General features: G+C 68.4%; 21 protein-coding genes. 5 read left to right on the forward strand and 16 right to left on the reverse strand.

Going from position 1 to position 17502, the window contains the following annotated elements; genetic code table 11:
- Positions 1-15 precede the first annotated feature (15 nt).
- Positions 16-993 carry a LacI family DNA-binding transcriptional regulator gene (locus AB0M24_RS28020; protein WP_363774075.1) on the forward strand — a complete coding sequence of 326 codons (978 nt, stop codon included), beginning with the start codon at positions 16-18 and terminating at the stop codon, positions 991-993.
- Positions 987-1718 carry a TIM barrel protein gene (locus AB0M24_RS28025; RefSeq protein WP_363774078.1) on the forward strand — a complete coding sequence of 244 codons (732 nt, stop codon included), beginning with the start codon at positions 987-989 and terminating at the stop codon, positions 1716-1718. Before AB0M24_RS28020 ends, AB0M24_RS28025 begins: the two co-directional genes overlap by 7 nt.
- Here the strand turns inward: AB0M24_RS28025 and AB0M24_RS28030 are convergent.
- The 4 genes from AB0M24_RS28030 to pyrE form a co-directional block, all read right to left on the reverse strand.
- The gene (locus AB0M24_RS28030) at positions 1708-2799 is read right to left on the reverse strand and encodes a glycoside hydrolase family 76 protein (protein WP_363774081.1); all 1092 of its coding nucleotides are present in this window, start codon (positions 2797-2799) and stop codon (positions 1708-1710) included. The two genes, AB0M24_RS28025 and AB0M24_RS28030, sit on opposite strands and share 11 nt — an antisense overlap.
- A gap of 25 nt (positions 2800-2824) precedes the next feature.
- Positions 2825-3502: a TrmH family RNA methyltransferase gene (locus tag AB0M24_RS28035; RefSeq protein ID WP_363774084.1), complete on the reverse strand. Its 678-nt coding sequence runs from the start codon at positions 3500-3502 to the stop codon at positions 2825-2827.
- Complete coding sequence (locus tag AB0M24_RS28040; RefSeq protein WP_363774087.1) at positions 3462-3830, reverse strand: DUF2784 domain-containing protein; 369 nt, start codon at positions 3828-3830, stop codon at positions 3462-3464. Before AB0M24_RS28040 ends, AB0M24_RS28035 begins: the two co-directional genes overlap by 41 nt.
- Positions 3831-3892: 62 nt before the next feature.
- Positions 3893-4447, reverse strand: a complete 555-nt coding sequence (pyrE, locus tag AB0M24_RS28045) for an orotate phosphoribosyltransferase (RefSeq protein ID WP_363774546.1) — start codon at positions 4445-4447, stop codon at positions 3893-3895.
- Positions 4448-4512: 65 nt separating this feature from the next.
- Here pyrE and AB0M24_RS28050 point away from each other — a divergent pair, with 65 nt between their 5' ends.
- The gene (locus AB0M24_RS28050; protein ID WP_363774090.1) at positions 4513-5064 is read left to right on the forward strand and encodes a hypothetical protein; all 552 of its coding nucleotides are present in this window, start codon (positions 4513-4515) and stop codon (positions 5062-5064) included.
- Between the two features lie 9 nt (positions 5065-5073).
- Here the strand turns inward: AB0M24_RS28050 and AB0M24_RS28055 are convergent, their stop codons facing one another.
- The 6 genes from AB0M24_RS28055 to AB0M24_RS28080 all read right to left on the reverse strand — a co-directional run bounded on the left by AB0M24_RS28055 (position 5074) and on the right by AB0M24_RS28080 (position 8690).
- On the reverse strand, positions 5074-5517 hold the full coding sequence (locus tag AB0M24_RS28055; protein WP_363774093.1) for a hypothetical protein: 444 nt from the start codon (positions 5515-5517) through the stop codon (positions 5074-5076).
- Positions 5514-6419 carry a hypothetical protein gene (locus AB0M24_RS28060; protein WP_363774096.1) on the reverse strand — a complete coding sequence of 302 codons (906 nt, stop codon included), beginning with the start codon at positions 6417-6419 and terminating at the stop codon, positions 5514-5516. Before AB0M24_RS28060 ends, AB0M24_RS28055 begins: the two co-directional genes overlap by 4 nt.
- Positions 6416-6730, reverse strand: coding sequence for a hypothetical protein (locus AB0M24_RS28065; RefSeq protein WP_363774099.1), 315 nt, complete (start codon positions 6728-6730; stop codon positions 6416-6418). Before AB0M24_RS28065 ends, AB0M24_RS28060 begins: the two co-directional genes overlap by 4 nt.
- Before the next feature lie 37 nt (positions 6731-6767).
- A complete protein-coding gene (locus AB0M24_RS28070) occupies positions 6768-7541 on the reverse strand; it encodes an SDR family oxidoreductase (RefSeq protein ID WP_363774102.1) in 774 nt (257 codons plus the stop codon).
- A 50-nt stretch (positions 7542-7591) separates the two neighbouring features.
- On the reverse strand, positions 7592-7768 hold the full coding sequence (locus tag AB0M24_RS28075) for an LPXTG cell wall anchor domain-containing protein (protein ID WP_363774104.1): 177 nt from the start codon (positions 7766-7768) through the stop codon (positions 7592-7594).
- Positions 7769-7955: 187 nt separating this feature from the next.
- Positions 7956-8690 (reverse strand): hypothetical protein, encoded by a 735-nt coding sequence (locus AB0M24_RS28080; RefSeq protein ID WP_045315637.1) that lies wholly within the window; start codon positions 8688-8690, stop codon positions 7956-7958.
- Between the two features lie 89 nt (positions 8691-8779).
- On the opposite strand from AB0M24_RS28080, the gene AB0M24_RS28085 reads away from it, so the two are divergent.
- Positions 8780-9943, forward strand: coding sequence for a cytochrome P450 (locus AB0M24_RS28085; protein ID WP_363774108.1), 1164 nt, complete (start codon positions 8780-8782; stop codon positions 9941-9943).
- Here AB0M24_RS28085 and AB0M24_RS28090 read toward each other — a convergent pair whose 3' ends face one another.
- The 5 genes from AB0M24_RS28090 to AB0M24_RS28110 all read right to left on the reverse strand — a co-directional run bounded on the left by AB0M24_RS28090 (position 9944) and on the right by AB0M24_RS28110 (position 15386).
- Positions 9944-10315 carry a VOC family protein gene (locus tag AB0M24_RS28090; protein WP_363774111.1) on the reverse strand — a complete coding sequence of 124 codons (372 nt, stop codon included), beginning with the start codon at positions 10313-10315 and terminating at the stop codon, positions 9944-9946.
- 1 nt (position 10316) lies between these two features.
- Positions 10317-10946 (reverse strand): metalloregulator ArsR/SmtB family transcription factor, encoded by a 630-nt coding sequence (locus tag AB0M24_RS28095; RefSeq protein ID WP_363774549.1) that lies wholly within the window; start codon positions 10944-10946, stop codon positions 10317-10319.
- Between the two features lie 77 nt (positions 10947-11023).
- Positions 11024-11407, reverse strand: a complete 384-nt coding sequence (locus AB0M24_RS28100) for a hypothetical protein (RefSeq protein WP_363774114.1) — start codon at positions 11405-11407, stop codon at positions 11024-11026.
- Between the two features lie 37 nt (positions 11408-11444).
- The gene (clpB, locus tag AB0M24_RS28105; protein ID WP_363774117.1) at positions 11445-14027 is read right to left on the reverse strand and encodes an ATP-dependent chaperone ClpB; all 2583 of its coding nucleotides are present in this window, start codon (positions 14025-14027) and stop codon (positions 11445-11447) included.
- A 78-nt stretch (positions 14028-14105) separates the two neighbouring features.
- Positions 14106-15386 (reverse strand): chondroitinase-B domain-containing protein, encoded by a 1281-nt coding sequence (locus AB0M24_RS28110; protein WP_363774120.1) that lies wholly within the window; start codon positions 15384-15386, stop codon positions 14106-14108.
- 140 nt (positions 15387-15526) lie between these two features.
- Here AB0M24_RS28110 and AB0M24_RS28115 point away from each other — a divergent pair, with 140 nt between their 5' ends.
- Complete coding sequence (locus AB0M24_RS28115; RefSeq protein ID WP_363774123.1) at positions 15527-15910, forward strand: VOC family protein; 384 nt, start codon at positions 15527-15529, stop codon at positions 15908-15910.
- Here AB0M24_RS28115 and AB0M24_RS28120 read toward each other — a convergent pair.
- The gene (locus AB0M24_RS28120; protein WP_363774126.1) at positions 15808-17466 is read right to left on the reverse strand and encodes an MDR family MFS transporter; all 1659 of its coding nucleotides are present in this window, start codon (positions 17464-17466) and stop codon (positions 15808-15810) included. The genes AB0M24_RS28115 and AB0M24_RS28120 overlap by 103 nt on opposite strands.
- Positions 17467-17502: the final 36 nt, after the last annotated feature.

Consider the following 17502-nt stretch of genomic DNA (forward strand, 5'->3'; position numbering starts at 1 on the left):
GTAAGGTCCCTGGCCATGGTCACCATGCGGGATGTCGCGGCTCTCGCGGGGGTCTCCATCACCACGGTGTCACACGTGATCAACGAGACCAGGCCCGTCGCCGGAGACACGCGAGAGCGCGTCCAGAAGGCGATCGACGAAACCGGGTACACGGGTGACGCCATCGCGCGATCGCTGGTCATGGGCGGGACGAAGTCGCTGGGCCTGGCGGTGTCGCTGGTCTCCCACCCGTACTTCGCGGAGCTGATCGCCGCCATCGAGTCCGAGGCGACGCGCAACGGCTACTCGCTCGTGCTGATCGACACCAGAGACACCCCCGAGTCCGAGCAGGCGGCGGTCAAGAAGCTGCGCTCGAGACGAGTGGACGGCCTGCTGCTGACACCGTCGGCCGGCGCCGGGGGCAGCCTGGTGCTGCCGGAGCTCAAGCGGCTCGGCATCCCGACGGTGCTGGTCGACCGGCTGACCGTCGCGAAGGACATCGACCAGGTCGGGCCGGAGAACGTCCAGGCCACCTCGGGTCTGGTGAAGCACCTCGCGGAACTCGGGCACCGCCGGATCGGCATCGTCTGCGGCAAGACCGGCGTGGCGACGACCGAGGAACGCATCCTCGGCTACCGGCTCGGCCTCGGCCGCGCGGGTCTGAAGTGGGACGAGGCGCTGGTGTCGCAGAGCGGCTGGCTCGCGCCGCTGCTCGACCAGGACGACCCGGCGACGGCCGTCGTGGCCGCCGACCACCTCGTCACCGTCGGCATGCTGCACGAAGCCCGCGCTCGTGGGTTGAAGCTCGGCACCGATCTCGCGGTCGTCGCGTACGACGAGGTCGAGTGGGCGACGTTGATCGAACCGCCGCTGACCACGCTGGCCCAGCCGGTCGAGGAGATCGGCAGAACCGCGGTGAAGCTGCTGCTGTCCCGCATCGCCGACCCGGAGCGGCCGCCGGAGACGATCCGGCTCGCGCCGTCGCTGATGCACCGGCAGTCCTGCGGATGCTGATCCCCGGCCTGGTGTCCGTGACGTTCCGGCAGCTGACGATCTCCGAGATCGGGGAGCTGGCGACGGAGTGCGGGCTGCAGGCCGTGGAGTGGGGTGGCGACGTGCACGTGCCGCCCGGCGACTTCGCGGCGGCACGGCGTGCGTTGGACACCGGGTTGAAGGTCGCGGCGTACGGGTCGTACTACCGCGCGGGCGTGACCGATCGGGCCGAGCTGGCGCCGATCCTGGAGACCGCGGCCGAGCTGGACGCGCCGCTCGTCCGCGTCTGGGCGGGAACCGCCGGCTCGGACGAGTGCCCTGATCGCGGGCCGGTGATCGAGGCGTTGCAGCACGCCGTCGAGCACGCCGACGCGATGGGCACGCGGATCGCGTTGGAGTACCACCGGAACACGCTGACGGACACGCTGGAGTCCGCGGTGCAGCTGCTCGACGAGGTCGAGGGCGTGGTGCCGTACTGGCAGCCGCGCGGAGGCCAGGACGTGTTCTCCGCTGTGCACGAGGTGCGGACGCTGGAACCGGTGACAGCGCACGTCTTCTCGTGGGGCGAGGGCGGCTTCAAGGAACGGCTGCCGCTCGCCGCGCGCCGCGACCTGTGGAAGCCGGTGCTGACCGAGCTCGCGCGCGACGGCATCGAGCGCAACGCGTTGCTGGAGTTCGTGATCGACGACTCCCCGGAGCAGTTCCGCGAGGACGCCAAGACGTTGCTGAGCTACCTCAAGGCGTAGCGAGCCCGTTGCGTTCCAGCAGAGCGGCCGCCTCCAGGCACATCCAGCCGCCGAGCTGAACGGACAGGTCGCGGCCTTCCCGCTCGTCCGCCGGAACCGTCCACTCCGGACCGAACAACGGGCCGCTCACCGCCATCACGCGGTTGAGCCACGCCGACTCCGCCGACTGGATCACCAGTTCTCGCGCCAGATCAGCGGTTTCCGCCCGATCGGGATCCAGCTCGGGGATCGTCAACGCTGCCTGGGCGAGGTAGCGCGTGAGGATGCCCGCGAACAGACCGCCGTCACCGCCGCCCTGCCCCTTGATCACGCCGTTGGTGGCCAGGTCGTCGTGGACCGCGGTGATCGTGCGGGCGGCCTTGTCGAGCCACTTGTCGGCCTGCCCGTGCTTCGCCAGCTCGACGCACGCGCCGATCAGAACTCCTTGGCAGTACGTGTAGATGTTCTTCTCGACCTCGCGGATCTCGCCGTTCGGGTGGACGTGGAGGCCGTCCCACGCGAGACCGCTGCCGGGGTCGACGAGGTGTTCCTCGATCCAGTCCACCGTGGACCGTGCGCGGGCGAGGTCGGTGCGTTCGTTCTGCCGTGCCAGGAAGATCGCGGCCGGGCCGTTGGCGGGCACGTTCTTGAAGTCGACGTTGCGCTTCCACCAGATGCCGCCGCCCGCGTGGTCGGTCCAGCCGTCGCGCAGCTGCTCGGCGATCGCCTTGAGCGCCTTGGGTTTCGCGATGCCGACGTGCTGCTCGGCGCGTTGCAGGGCGAGCCCGAGCCACGCGATGTCGTCGTAGTAGCTGTTGGTCCAGCCGAGGACGTTGCGCACCCGGATGCCCCGGACGACCTTGGTGATCCCGGCCTTGCGCAGCTCACTGGGCGAACGCAGGTAACCGTCGACCATGCAGTCCAGCAGGTGCGCCTGCCACCAGTAGTTGAACCTGGCGTGCAGCTTGTCCCGGAAGAGCGGGGGCCACACCCGTGCCCCGAGCAGCGTGCCCGGCACACCCCAGACCCGCCGCAGGTGCCTGGAGTACACCGCGCGCTCGGCAACGCCCGCGCGCGCCGCCAGCAGTTTCGCGATCACCACTCCGCCATCGTGCGTGCTTGACCGGTCAAGAAGCTCGGTGAATCACCCAGTGGTACAGGCCCATGGCCACAGAAGTTGTCAGGTTGTAACTGCTGACCTTCTCGCGCATGGGCAGCCGGACGATCCGGGTGGCCTTCTCGCGGACTTCCTGGCTCAGCCCGTGGCGTTCCGAGCCGAACGCCAGCACGGCGTTGTCGGGGATCGGTCCCGCCAGAAGATCACCGTCCGCGTCGAACGCGATCAGCTCACCGTCGAAGTCGAGGCTCTCGGCTTTGGCGACCGGCAGTGCGAAGTGCAGGCCCGCGCTTCCGCGAAGAACGTTGGGGTGCCACGGATCCACGTCACCGGTGGAGATCACGCCGCCCGCGTCCATCCCGGCCGCCACGCGGATCGTGGCGCCGAAGTTGCCGAGGTTGCGCGGGTTGTCGAGCAGCACCACCGGAGCGTCGCGGTCGAACGGCAGGTCCGGCTTCTCGGCGAACCCGGCCACCCCCGTCGGATGCGTGCGGCCGACGCGGATCTTGAAGTGGTTCTGGTCGACCTCGGTGGCAGCCTTGAACTGCTCGACGAGGTCCGGCGCGTGCGTCTCGGCGAGGCCGATGGCTGCGCTCAGGTCCGTGGTGATCAACGGATGCACGTCGGCGCCGAAGCGCAACGCGTGCTTAACAGCGTGAAAGCCTTCGAGCAGCACGGTGACCAGCATAGAAGCCGATCCACGACACCAGCACGATCGACCCCAGCACCAGCTGCACCAGCGTCGACGCGCTCTCCGGATACCAGACGCCGTCGATGTAGTAGTCGATGAACCCTGTGCCCAGCGACGGCATCCCGGCCTGCGCGCGGAAGAACTCCTCCGCCGTCGTCAACGGGCACGTCACCGGCATCAACAGGCTGAGGATCGCCCACGCGCCGATCGCGAGGTGCGGGTAGATCACGCCGCGCCAGCGCCACGCGACGTACCCGCCCACGAGCAGGAACGCCAGCACCGCGAAGTGCAACACCATGACCGCTTCCGCGAAGAACCTGGCCATTCGCACCACCCCGCCCTCCAATGTAGGACGGGGTAGCTCGACGCGCGCTTGATAAAACCCGGTCAGGCGAGTCCGAGGTCGTTCAGGTCCAACAGATACCGGTACTGCAGACCCTCCGCCTCGATGGCCTCCTTGGCGCCCGTACCGCGGTCGACGACCGTCGCGACACCGATCACGTCGGCACCGTGCTCCCGCAACGCCGCGACGGCCGTGAGCACCGAACCGCCCGTGGTGGAGGTGTCCTCGACCGCGAGCACCCGCTGGCCGCGCACGTCGATGCCCTCGATCTGCCGCTGCATGCCGTGCGCCTTGCTGGCCTTGCGCACCACGAACGCGTCCAGCACGTCACCGTCGGCCGCGGCGGAATGCATCATCGCGTAGGCAACGGGGTCGGCACCGAGCGTGAGACCGCCGACAGCGACGAAGTCCCAGTCGCTGGTGAGCTGGCGCAGCAGCTTGCCGATCAGGGGAGCCGCCGCGTGGTGCAGCGTCGCCCGCCGCAGGTCGACGTAGTAGTCGGCTTCCTTGCCGCTCGAGAGGGTCACCTTGCCGTGCACCACGGCCAACTCGCTCACCAGACGGGCGAGCTCCGACTTCGCGTTCGCGTCCAAGACCACTTCAGTTCGCACGGGTCGTCAGCTTCGCACACCTCGAGGGCGGACGCCGCATACCCTGCATCACCGTGAGCACCCTCTTCGTCGAACAGCCCTGGACGGCCATGAGCCTGTTGTTCCGGCCGCAGTATCGGGTGGAGGTGTTCGACGAGCGCGACGTGCCGGTCGCCGTGGTCCGCGAGCGGAGCGGTCCCGGGTTGCAGAGTCCGTTGCGCTACACCGGGTTCTCCGGCTGGACGACGTTCGATCTCGACGTCGTGGCACCCAGCGGTCAGCCGATCATGCACATCAGCAAGCGGTTCGGGCGCCGTCCGCACGTGCGCGTCAGTACGCCGGACGGGCAGCTGATCGGGACCATCAAGACCCACGGCGCGTGGCAGCAGTCACTGCACGACTCGAACGGTCAGCAGCTGTCCTTCTTCGGTGACATCGGTCGCATCGAGACCGGCAGGCGAGCCAAGCGCAACGGCAGCCGGGTGCGGCGGGACCACGTCCAGATCAATCCCGCCGTCACCGAGCCGGTGCGCTCGCTGGCGTTCGCCTGCGCCGTCGCGTTCGACGTCGTTCGCGGTACCGGGACCAGCCACACCAGCAGCGGTGGCGTGGACTGGCCGGTCTAGTGCCGTGGCCTACCAGGCGTCCTTGCGGAAGTGGCTCGGGCCGTCGTCCTCGTCGTCATCGTCACGACGCGGCGGCCTCGGGGCCGGGGTGCCCGACGCGATGATGTCGTCGATGTCCTGGCCCTCCTCGATCGCACGGTAGGCGCGCTGAAGGTCGGGAACGCCGACGGCGAGCGCCTTCTGCACGCCCTCGTCGTCCAACGCCCTGCCCGCGGCGACGTCGGCCCACGACAGCTCGCCGGATTCGACGCGCCGCTGGAAGTCCTTGAGCTCCTTCGGCGCACCCGGCGACTTCGCGAACCGTTCGATCTCGGCGAGGTCCTGTTCGGAGAGCCCTCGCGACCGGCGCTGCACCTGCGACGCGGCCGTCGCGACGTTGCCGAGGTCGGTGATCCGGGCGTCCACGCCGTCGAACAACGCCTGCAGCCGCGCCTGGTCGTACGGGAACGTCACTGCTGACCACCACCAGTCGGAGCGGGAGCCGGTGCCGGGGCGGGGGCGCCACCCGAGGGTGACCCGCTGGAGCCGCGGCCGGATGCGGCGGAGCCCGCCTTGCCGAGGCTGTAGGCACCGAGGCCCACCCCGATCGCGCCGGACTTCGCGGCAGCCTTGCCGTTGTCGAACTTCTGCTTGCCGTCCTGCACGCCGTCGACGACGTCGAGCGCGTCGTTCACGTCACGGACGTCCTTGAGCTTCATCAGCGCCGTGCCCATCGCCACGATGCCGTCGACCATGCCCTTGACGCCCTCGATCAGCGTCATGATCGACTGGATGATCTTGCGGATCGCGTCGACGATCTGGATCGCGTCGTAGACCATCCACACCGCGCGGCCCCACCCGACGACCGGGATCACCGCCGTCATCGCGGCTTCGAGCAGCATGGTGCAGAGCTTGTCGAGCAGGAACAGGGCGATCTTCGTGGCCGACCGGCACGCGGACGCCATGGACTGGAACTTGTTGCCGATGATCCGGGCGACCTGGGAGTCCGCCTCGATCGCGATGACCCACATGGTGTCCATGCGGCGTTCGAAGCCCTGAGCGGCCTTGCCGTCCCAGTGCGGGCCCAGCTGGCCGACGCCCTCGCCGACGTTGTGCCGCACGGCGTCCAGGGCCTTGGCAACCTGGTCCCACGCGTTGGCGTTGGCGTCGATCTTCTCGAAGTCACCGACCAGCGGGCTGATCAGCGACTCGATCAGGTTCTCGCCGGTGACCTTCTCGTAGATCCAGTTGACGCCCTGCAGCTTCCACCCGGCGGCTTCGATGAGCTCCTTGGTGGTCTGCCGGCCAGGACGGTCCTCGGCGGCCGCGTTGAGCGCGACCGAAGGGTCCTGGGTGTCTGCGTATGCCGTGGTCATCGGCCACCTCCGGCCTGCTGCATCAGGTTGACGCCGTGGAGGTCGACCTTCTCGTAGGAATCTGCCGTCTTCTTGAGCGCGTCGGAGTCCTTGAGCATCATCTTGTTCGCGAAGTCCAACGTCTCCCCGAAGAGGTTCGCGACGCCGGTCACGACCGGGTGCAGCAACGTCAGCAGGCCGGTGAACCCGCTGGTGTCGCCGCCCTTGGAGATCGCGTGATCCTTGATGGTCAGGAAGTGCTGGGCGTTGCGGTCCAGCAGTTCGCTGTACCCGCGCAGCTCGTCCGGCACGACATGGAACTGTTCACTCACATCCGCTCCGACGCCGCGTTCACCCGAATGGTTCCACTCACGTCCTGCCGCGGCCGCCGGCGAACCTCGACGCCATCTTGCGCACGAGGGGACGCGGGAGCAGGCGGGTGATCGTCACGATGGCCTTGTACTGGAGGCCGGGGATCGACAACGGCTTGCCGCGGCGCAGGTCGCGCAGGGCTTCGTGCACCAACCGGTCGGCGTCGACGTAGAGCCAGCTCGGCGTCTTGGACATGTCGATGTTCGCGCGCTTGTGGAACTCGGTGCGCACGAAACCGGGGCACAGCGCCATGATCCGCACGCCGCTGCCTTCGACGGCGAGGTTCATGCCCTCGGAGAACGTCGTCACCCACGCCTTGTCGGCGCTGTAGCTCGTGCCGCGGCCGGGCAGGAAGCTCGCGACGCTCGACACGTTGATCACGTCGCCCTTGCCGCGCGCGATCATGCCGGGAATCGCGGCCCTGGAGAGCCGGAGCACCGTGGCCACGTTGACGTCGAGCTGGGCCTGCAGCTTCTCGATGTCGGCCGCGAAGAACTCGCCGGTGTTCGCGAAGCCGGCGTTGTTGACGAGCAGGTCGACGGGCGACTCGGCGAGGCGAGCCTCGACCTTGGCCCTGTCGGTCTTGTCGCTGAGGTCGGCGGGCAGCACGTCCACGTGGACGCCGTGCCGCTCGTGCAGCTGCTGCGCGAGCTCCTCGAGCGCGGACGCCGTGCGCGCCACCAGTACGAGGTCATATCCCTCGGCGGCGAGCCTGCGCGCGAAGGCGGCTCCGATCCCGACGGTCGATCCGGTCACCAGTGCGGTTGGCATGCCACCGCACGGTAGTCGGGTCTAGGTCGGGGTCGGAAGCGCGCCGGTGATCACGTGCTGTTCTTCGTCGGACGACGTAGAACCACGAGGCGCAGCGCCAGGCCGGAAACGACCAGAGCGACTCCGCCGAACAGCAACCATCCGACCGACGCACCCGTGTTGGCCAGCGTCACGACGGACGCGGTGCCGGCAACTGCGACGGGCGGAACAACCTTTCCTCCGTACATCGTGCTTCCCTCCGGGGGGTTGGGGACACGACGCTTACGCACGGAGTATCTGAATCACCCTGGAATGTTTTACACAGAGTGAAGTGTGACGTAGCTCACACCACTTTGGTGACGGGATGGAATTCCGCTGGCAGGCGTGGCACGACGGCCGGTACATACGGCCCGTGACTACGGAACGTCATACGAGTTACGGCTGCTTGCGTCCGAACGACGGGCGGTAGACCTCGCCACCCTCGTCGTCCTCTGCCACCGGCTCCTCGTGCTCGGAGGGGTCCGGATCGAAGGGGTCGATGACGTCCGCCAGCTCACCGATGTCGCGCAGCAGCCGCTCCAGGCGCGCGGGCGACGAGTTCGGCGGCGCGGCGGCCAGCACCCAGTCGTTCTCCAGCCAGACAACCGTGACGTCGCCGCCGATCTCCTCGGCGGCGTCGATCAGGTCGGGCGTGATGATCTTGCGGGCGGCCGGCACGTCGGTGACGAACGCGTACCGCGACCCCACCGGCCCGAGCAGGTCGGGCATCGGCATCTTGTCGTTGTCGCGCTGGAACGGCACGGTCGACAGCCAGAGCTCGATCACCACCGACAGCGCTCTGCGGCAGCGCACGCCGACCAGCACGGAGTTGACCTTGCCGCCGGTCTCGTGGTCGAGCACGTAGACCTGCCTGCGCCCGTCCGCGGTGAAGGTCGAGCCCGCGACCACGTCCCGGGCGAGCCCGGTGCCGTAGTACGCGATGGCTCCCGCCTCCCACCGGGTCGGCAGCACGTGGTCTGTCTCCTCGAACTGCCAGCCGCGCAGGGCAGCCCAACGGCGCCGTTCACGATTACGCGCGGTTCGTTGCGCCCGGTCGGTCGCGAGCAGGGCGAACCCCGCCACGCCCGCCACCGCGGCGACGGTGAACCAGACCCACGCCGGTATGCCCACAGTGGAAGCGTAGTGGGTCGGCGCCGAGGAACGAAGATCACTTCCCCCGCGTCGTGAACTGGGCGCGCGTATTCGACGTGGTTCAGGGCATGTCCGCCACGTTCCCGTTCACCACGCCCCGCTCGTTGGACAACGAACCGGAAGCCCAGGAGCTGCTCGCCAACTCCGGTCCCGTGGCGCCCGCCACGATGGGCCCGATCCCCATCTGGCTGGCGCTTTCCTACGCCGCCTGCAGACAGGTGCTGACCGATCCGCGCTTCAGCCGGGAGGAGGCCGTCCGCCCCGGCGGCCCCGTCACCGCGCCGTCCGCGGCCAACCCCCTGGTCCTCACGTCGATGGAGGGCCGCAAGCACGCCCGCACCCGCAAGCTCGTTGCCTCCGCGTTCAGCCCGCGGATGGTCGCGTTGCTGGAACCGCGGGTGCAGGCCATCGTGGACTCGCTTTTGGACGCTCAGCCTCGGGACCTCGTCGCCGGGTTGTGCGTGCCGTTGCCGACGATGGTGATCTGCGAGCTGCTCGGAGCGCCCTACTCCGACGCCGCGGACATCCGCCGCTGGACCGGTCGCCTGATGACGTCCGTTCTCACGCCTGAGGAGTTGAAGAAGGCCGAGAACGACATGCAGGGCTACCTCGCCGACCTGGTCGAGGAGAAGCGCGTCCGGCCCGACGACAAGCTGATCACCGCGCTGGTCGCCGTCCACGACGAGGGCGGGCACCTGACGTCGTCCGAACTTCTCGCCAATCTCCAGTTGTTGCTCGCGGCCGGGCACGACACGACCGTCAACCAGCTGGGCAACTCGCTGCTGACACTGCTGCGCCACCCCGCCGAGATGCGGCGGCTGATCGACGATCCCGCGTTGATCGGCACGGCGGTCGACGAGCTGCTGCGGTTTTCGCGGTTGATGGCCGCGACGCTGCCCCGCGTCACGACCGAGGCCGTCGAGCTGGACGGCGTGCCGCTGCCGGCGGGTGCGGGCGTGCTGCCGATCATCTCGGCGGCCAACCGGGACCCGGCGGTGTTCCCGGATCCCGACCGCCTGGACGTGGCACGTGCCGACGCGGCGCCGCTCGCGATGGGGTTCGGGCCGCACTACTGCCTGGGCGCGCAGCTCGCGAAGATGGAGCTGCGGGTCGCGCTGACGTCGGTGCTCAAGCGGTTCCCCGGCTTGTCGTTGGCCGTCGACGAGTCCGAGTTGACCTACCGGATGGAGACCAACGTCCGTGCGCTGAAGTCGTTGCCCGTGACCTGGTGATCAGGCTGGCTGGAACAGCTCCACGGGGTTGCCGGACGGGTCGTCGAACACGATCTGCTGCCCACCCGGACCTTTGACGATGTCGCTGCGGAAGCGGACCAGCCCCTGGAGGCGGTCCACTTCGGCCGCGATGTCGTCGACGATCAGGTGGATGCGGTTCCAGCCACCGGGACCGGGCTTGGTGCCGTCGGGCATCTCCCTGCCCGCCGAGCTGGTCGGCCCGCTCAGCAGCAGGCGCAGGTTGCCGCGGACGACGTCGGCGAAGGCCGGTGCGAAGTTCGTGTTGACCGTGAACCCGAGGTTCTCGGTGTAGAAGGCGAGCGAGGCCTCCACGTCGTCAACGAGGTATCGCACGCTCACAAGGTCGGTCATCTCAGACCTCCAGGAGTCGGATGCGCCCGTCGAGCTCTTCGGCGGTGCGCTGGAACGCGGTGTCGGGATCGGGGTCGTGCGCGGGGTCGGCGATGCTCCAGTGCGCGAATCGCGGCTTCCCCGCGAACGCCGGCAACACCTCCCGCACCCGGTCGCACAGGGTGATCACGAGGTCGAAACGCTTGCGGCGCACAGCATCCAGATGCGTTGGCTCATGCTCGACCGTGATGCCGTACGGCTTCAGCGCCTTGATCGCGTTGGGGTGCAACGGCTTCGGCTGGCTGCCCGCGCTCCGGACCTCGACGTGCCCGGCCCGGTGCCGCAACAACGCCTCGGCCATCGGCGACCGGCCGCTGTTTCCCGTGCAGACGAACAGCACCTTCGAGACCGGGCTCGAGCTCAGCGCGACGCCTTCCCACGCAGCCGCGTACCGCCCCAGGTCCAGGTGGTAGTAGCTGTCCCGGCCGTCGAAACTGCTGCGGCGTGCGGTGACCAGACCGGCATCCCTGAGCTGTTTCAGGTGGTAGGAGACCAGGTTCTGCGGTTGGCCGAGAGCGGCCACCAGCTCGCGGACACGGCGGTCACCGACGGCCAGCTCGCGGGCGATTCGCCAGCGCAGCGGGTCGGCCATGAGCCGCAGGATGAGCGGCACCTCGTCGCCGGACACAGTCAGCACGATACATCAATCCAGATTGATGCACTTGTCGATCACGCGGGCACCACGACGACCTGGTCCGCGTCCTCGTAGACGACGCGGCCGGGATCGTCGGACTCCACTCGCTGCCACTCCACGCCGTGCGCGTCGAGGATCGCCAGATAGCCGGGCAAGCGGGCGGTCAGGTGCGTCGCCGAGGTCTTGAACCACGCGGTGGCGCCGGGATTGATCTCCCGGTCGTACACCGTCGGATCGACCGTCGACGGGTCGGTGTAGGCCGCGTTGTACCAGGCGCCGTTGGTGCGGCAGAACGATTCCTGCTCCTCGGTGAGCCGACCGGCTCTCCGCAGGCCGTTCACCAGGCCGAAGACACCGGCGAAGGTGCCCCGGGACGTGGGCTCGACCCCTTGGAACCGCACATAGCGAAAATCCCCCATGGGGCCCGAACCTACAGGCCCCACAGGGGATTCGAACTCAGACTCCGCGACCCACGATCAGACCGGAGTTGTCGTCCAGCACGTCGACCCGCACGACGTCGCCGTCGCGCACCTCGCCCGCCAGCAGCTCCTTCGCCAGCTGGTCACCGATCGCCGACTGCACCAGCCGCCGCAACGGCCGAGCCCCGTACACCGGATCGAAACCGTTGAGCGCCAGCCAGTCGCGAGCCGACGCGGTGACGTCGAGCGTCAACCGGCGGGTGGCCAGGCGGTCGGCGAGGCGAGCGATCTGGATGTCCACAATGGACGTCAGTTCCTCGGTCGCCAGCGCGTGGAACACCACGACGTCGTCCAGCCGGTTCAGGAACTCCGGCTTGAAGTGCCGCTGCACCACCGCCATCACGGCATCGCGGCGCTCGAGCTCGGTCAGCGACGGCAGCGCGATCGCCTGCGAGCCGAGGTTCGAGGTCAGCACCAGGATCGTGTTGCGGAAGTCCACGGTCCGGCCCTGGCCGTCGGTCAGGCGGCCGTCGTCGAGCACCTGCAGCAGCACGTCGAACACGTCCGGGTGCGCCTTCTCGACCTCGTCCAGCAGCACGACCGAGTACGGACGGCGGCGAACCGACTCGGTGAGCTGGCCGCCCTGGTCGTAGCCGACGTAGCCGGGAGGGGCGCCGACCAGGCGGGCCACCGAGTGCTTCTCGGAGTACTCGCTCATGTCGATGCGGATCATCGCCCGCTCGTCGTCGAACAGGAACGCCGCCAGCGCCTTGGCCAGCTCGGTCTTGCCGACGCCGGTGGGGCCGAGGAACAGGAACGAACCCGTCGGGCGGTCCGGGTCGGCGACGCCGGCACGGGTGCGCCGCACGGCATCGGACACCACTCGCACCGCTTCGGTCTGGCCGACGACGCGGCGGCCGAGCTCGTCCTCCATCCTCAGCAGCTTCGCGGTCTCGCCCTCCATCAGGCGCCCGGCCGGGATGCCGGTCCACGCCGAGACCACGTCGGCGATGTCGTCCGGGCCGACCTCCTCCTGGAGCATCGCGGTGTCCTGAGTGGACTCCGAAGCCGCGGCGAGCTCCTTCTCCAGCGCGGGAATCCGGCCGTACCGCAGCTCGGCCGCACGACCGAGCTCGCCGTCGCGCTCGGCACGCTCCGACTCGCCGCGCAACGACTCCAGCTGCTCCTTCAGACCGCGCACCCGGTCGATGGAGCCCTTCTCGTTCTGCCACTGGGCGGTCAGCGCGGACAGCTGCTCGCGCTTCTCCGCCAGCTCGAAGCGCAGTGCTTCCAGCCGTTGGACCGAGGCCGGGTCGGACTCCTTCGCGAGCGCCATCTCCTCGATCTCCAGACGGGTCACCGTGCGCTTGAGCTCGTCGATCTCGATCGGGCTCGAGTCGAGCTCCATCCGCACCCGTGACGCCGCCTCGTCGACCAGGTCGATGGCCTTGTCCGGCAGGAAGCGCGCGGTGATGTACCTGTCGGAGAGGGTGGCCGCGGCCACGAGGGCGCTGTCGCTGATCGTCACACCGTGATGGGTGTCGTAGCGCTCCTTGAGACCACGCAGGATGCTGATCGTGTCTCCCACCGAGGGCTCACCGACGAGTACCTGCTGGAAGCGGCGTTCCAGGGCGGCGTCCTTCTCGATGTGCTCGCGGTACTCGTCCAGGGTCGTGGCACCGACCATCCGGAGCTCGCCGCGGGCCAGCATCGGCTTGATCATGTTGCCGGCGTCCATGGCCGACTCGCCGGTCGCACCCGCGCCGACGATCGTGTGCAGCTCGTCGATGAACGTGATGACCTGGCCGGCCGAGTCGGTGATCTCCTTCAGGACGGCCTTGAGCCGCTCCTCGAACTCGCCGCGGTACTTGGCGCCCGCGACCATCGAGCCGAGGTCCAGCGACACGACTCGCTTGCCGCGCAACGACTCCGGCACGTCACCGGCCACCACGCGCTGCGCCAGTCCCTCGACGATCGCCGTCTTGCCGACGCCGGGCTCGCCGATCAGCACCGGGTTGTTCTTGGTCCGCCGCGACAGCACCTGCACGACGCGGCGGATCTCGGCGTCACGGCCGATCACCGGGTCGAGCTCGCCCTTGCGGGCACGTTCGGTCAGGTCGACGCCGTACTTCTCCAGCGCCTTGTAGGTGCCCTCGGGATCGGGCGACGTCACCCGCGCCGACCCTCGGACCTTCACGAAGGCCTCGCGAAGCGCGTCCGGCGTCGCACCGTGCCGGCGCAGCAGGTCGGCCACCTGGCCGCCGTGCTGCGCCAGCCCGACCAGCAGGTGCTCGGCGGACACGTACTCGTCACCCATCTCGGTGGCGAGCTCCTGTGCCCTGCTGAGCGCCCGCGCGGCGTCGCGCGAGAACTGCGGAGCGGAGACCGTCGAGCCCGACGCGCTGGGCAAGGAGCGGGAGACCTGCTCCAGCTCCTTGCGCACCAGCGTCGGGTCGGCGCCCACCGCCTTGAGCAACGGCGCGGTCAACCCGTCCGTCTGGGCCAGCAGCGCGCTGAGCAGGTGCGCCGAACTCACGTCCGGGTTGCCGTTGAGGGTCGCCGCCTGCACAGCTGCGGAAACAGCCTGCTGAGTCTTCGTCGTCGGGTTGAAAGCGTCCATTCCTCCACCTCGTGGTCAGCTTCCAGCATGGACCATCATCCCGCACAACGTCAGAAAAGTTGAGCGTGTTCCGCTCAACTATGAGAACGGGCCCACATCACTCATGGTCAACGGACGACGTACGGGCCGTGACCAGCTCGACGCCTCCACAGCCCCAACGTCCGGCGGGGACAAGCGGTTGCGTCCGAGCACGTCGAACTTGCCGTAACCGCGCACACCCGCCCGCAGCGCTGCCCTGGTCGGCTCCAGCAACCCGTGCGAACCCCGCACCAGCGCCGGATCCTCCACCAGGAACCCGGGACCGGACACACCCGGCTGCGGCGACCACACGAGGTTGCCACCGTAGACAGGCCGCGTGACAGTGGCCGCGTTGCCGACACCAAGACCCGCACTGGCGCTGACCAGGTTGTTCGCGAACGTCAGATCCTCCGGCGGCTTCACCCCTCCACCGAAGTCGACGCCACGACCGGCCGTCGCGATGAACGAGTTGCCCGTGACGACCGCCTTGCGCACCTGCGCGTGCCCGGTGAACGGACCCGACGGCGGCACACCGGGCGGCGGGTTGCCGGGCTTCTCGTCGCCCGCGAACATCAGGAACGCGTCCTCCAACGTCTCCACGTAGTTGTCCGTGATGACGTGGTCGTCCTCGCTCAGCCGGATCCCGTGCGCGGCCTTGAGCCCGTCGGCGAACACGAAGTTGCCGTGGATGACGTTGGCCTGCCCCGCCCGGATGTTGATCTCACCGGCCGACTCGCGGACCGTGTTGTAGCGGAAGGTGTTCGCCGAGCTCTTCAGCGACAGCACCTCGGCGTCCCCGGACAGCCTGACCAGCAGGTTGTACTCGAACACCGTGTGCGCGTGGAAGTAGTCGCCGGGCGGCCCGAACCCGCCGACGCGCAACGCCTCGCCGCCTTGGACTCCAGGCGCGAGGTCGTGCAGGTAGTTGCGGTCGACCAGGGTGTTGGTCGGGGTGAACGGGTTCTTGCCGATCTGGATCATGTGCCCGAGCTGCGCCTTCGGGCCCATCTCGTTGTGGTCGACCCTGTTGCGGTCCCCCTTCTGCCCGTGGACCTGCACGAACTCCGCGGCCGACGACCGGAACAGGCTGCGGGTGATCCGCGAGCCGACCGTGTTGTCGAGCCGGAAGTTCGCGCTGCCGGTGAACGTGAAGCCTTCGACGGTGACGCCCGAACCCGTGACGATCACGGTCCCGGAGGTGAACCCGGCGCCCAAGCGTTTGCGCGCCTTCAGGTGCACCTTGTCCGCAACGACCGTGACCGGCGCATACGTGCCGTCCTCGACGACAACGCACGCACCGGCTTTCGTGATCGCCTCGGCCAATGCGGCATCCGTGGCCACCGATGTACAAGGTGCCGCAGACGCCACGCCCGGTACGAGCAGGCCGGCTATGAGTGCGGCTGGAACCAACAGCCTCATGGAACGCGCCCTTTCCCGAAATTCGGGCGGCGGTTCACCCAGGCTAGGCGAAGATCAGCCCCATGACTTCAGTCATCCACAACGTCACCGTTGACGCACGGGACTCGTACACGATCGCCTCCTGGTGGGGCCAGGTGCTCGGCCTGCCGCTCGACCCGGAGGACAACCCCGACGACCCGGAGTGCCTGATCCACCTGCCCAGCGGCATCCGCTACCTCTTCATCAACGTGCCGGAGGGCAAGGAGCTCAAGAACCGCCTGCACATCGACCTGCAGCCGACCGACGGCACCCGCGACGAGGAGGTCGAGCGCCTCCAGGGCATCGGCGCGACGATCTACGACGATCAGCGCAGGCCCGACGGCACCGGCTGGGTCACCATGCGCGACCCCGAGGGCAACGAGTTCTGCGTGGAACGCAGCGCAGCCGAACGCGCCGCGACCTCCTGACCACCGTCACTCGAAAGCACCAACAGCTTGTCCACAGCGGAGCCCGAGTTATCCACAATCCGCTGTTCAGTATCCACAGGTGAATCAAGCTCAGTGGCGACCGTCTGTGCACCAGAACCCGTTGGAGTGACGTCCACGGAGTCCCGCAGCGGTTGCTCCTTGATCAACAAGACCGCGATCACCGTGAAGACCGCGAGACCGGCGGCGATCAGGAACAGCTCACCCATCGCATCGCCGTAGGAGTCCCGCACGACTGGGGAGAGGGAACCGCGGTCGAGCGTCTTGGTGCTCACCTGGGCAGCCAGCACAGCGCCCAACACCGAGACGCCGGCCGTCCCACCCAACGACCGCAGGAACGTGGCCGTCGAGCTGGCAGCCCCGAGATCCGACATCCCCACGCCGTTCTGCACGGCCAGCACGAGGTTCTGCATCGTCAACCCGACGCCGACCCCCACGAGCAACAGGTACGCGCCCATCAACGTGAGGTTCGTGCGGTGGTCGATCGTCCCGAGCAACGCCAGCCCGATGACCAGCGAAAACGCACCCCACACCAGGTAGCTCTTCCACTTGCCGCTCCTGGCGATGAGCTGCCCGCTGACCGTCGACGAAATGCTCAGCCCCAACACCAACGGCACCGTCAGCAACCCGGCCTTGGTAGGCGAGAACCCGCGCGCGATCTGGAAGTACTGCCCCATGAACACCGACGCCCCGAACATCGCCGTACCGACAGCGATGCCACCGAGCATCGCCAGCACGACCGTCCGGTTCTTGAACAGGTGCAGCGGGATGACGGGGCTGCTCGCCCGTCGCTCGACGAAGTAGGCCGTGATGAGCGCGAGAGCGGCCCCACCCGCGAACAACGCGCTCTCCTTGCTGAACCAGGCGAAGTCCTTGCCCGCGAACGACACCCACATGAGGACCAGGCTCACGCCACCCGTGATGAGCGTGGCGCCCAGGTAGTCGATCTTCACGTGCTGCCTCTTGGTCGGCAGGTGCAGCGTCTTGTGCAGCACGGCCAGCGCGACCAACGCCAACGGCACGCAGACGAAGAAGCACCAGCGCCAGCCCGGCCAGTCGACGAGGAACCCGCCGACCAGCGGTCCGCCGACGGTGCCCGCGGAGATCACCATGCCGGTGTACCCGCTGTACCGGCCGCGCTCACGAGGGCTGAGCAGCGCACCGACCACGACCTGGCCGAGTGCCTGCACGCCGCCCATGCCCAGGCCCTGGACGACGCGGAACGCGATGAGCTGCTCCATGTTCTGGCTGAGCCCCGACAGAACCGAGCCGACCACGAACAGCACGATGCTGCCCTGCAACAACCTCTTCTTGTCGAAGAGGTCAGCGAGCTTCCCCCACAACGGCGTGCTGGCCGTCGAGGCGAGGAGCATCGACGTGATGACCCACGTGTACTGGGTCTGGGTGCCCTTGAGCTCGGCCAGGATCGTCGGGAGCGCGTTCGAGACGATGGTGGAGCTGAGGATTGCGACGAGAAGCGCGACCCAGATGCCGGACAGCGCTTCGAGGATCTCCCGATGTGACGAGGGCCGAGTCAAGCCCACACCTCCAGTTAGTTAGTTGATGCCATACAA

Origin of the sequence: Lentzea sp. NPDC051838 (assembly GCF_040681245.1) — a bacterium.
GTDB lineage: Bacteria > Actinomycetota > Actinomycetes > Mycobacteriales > Pseudonocardiaceae > Lentzea.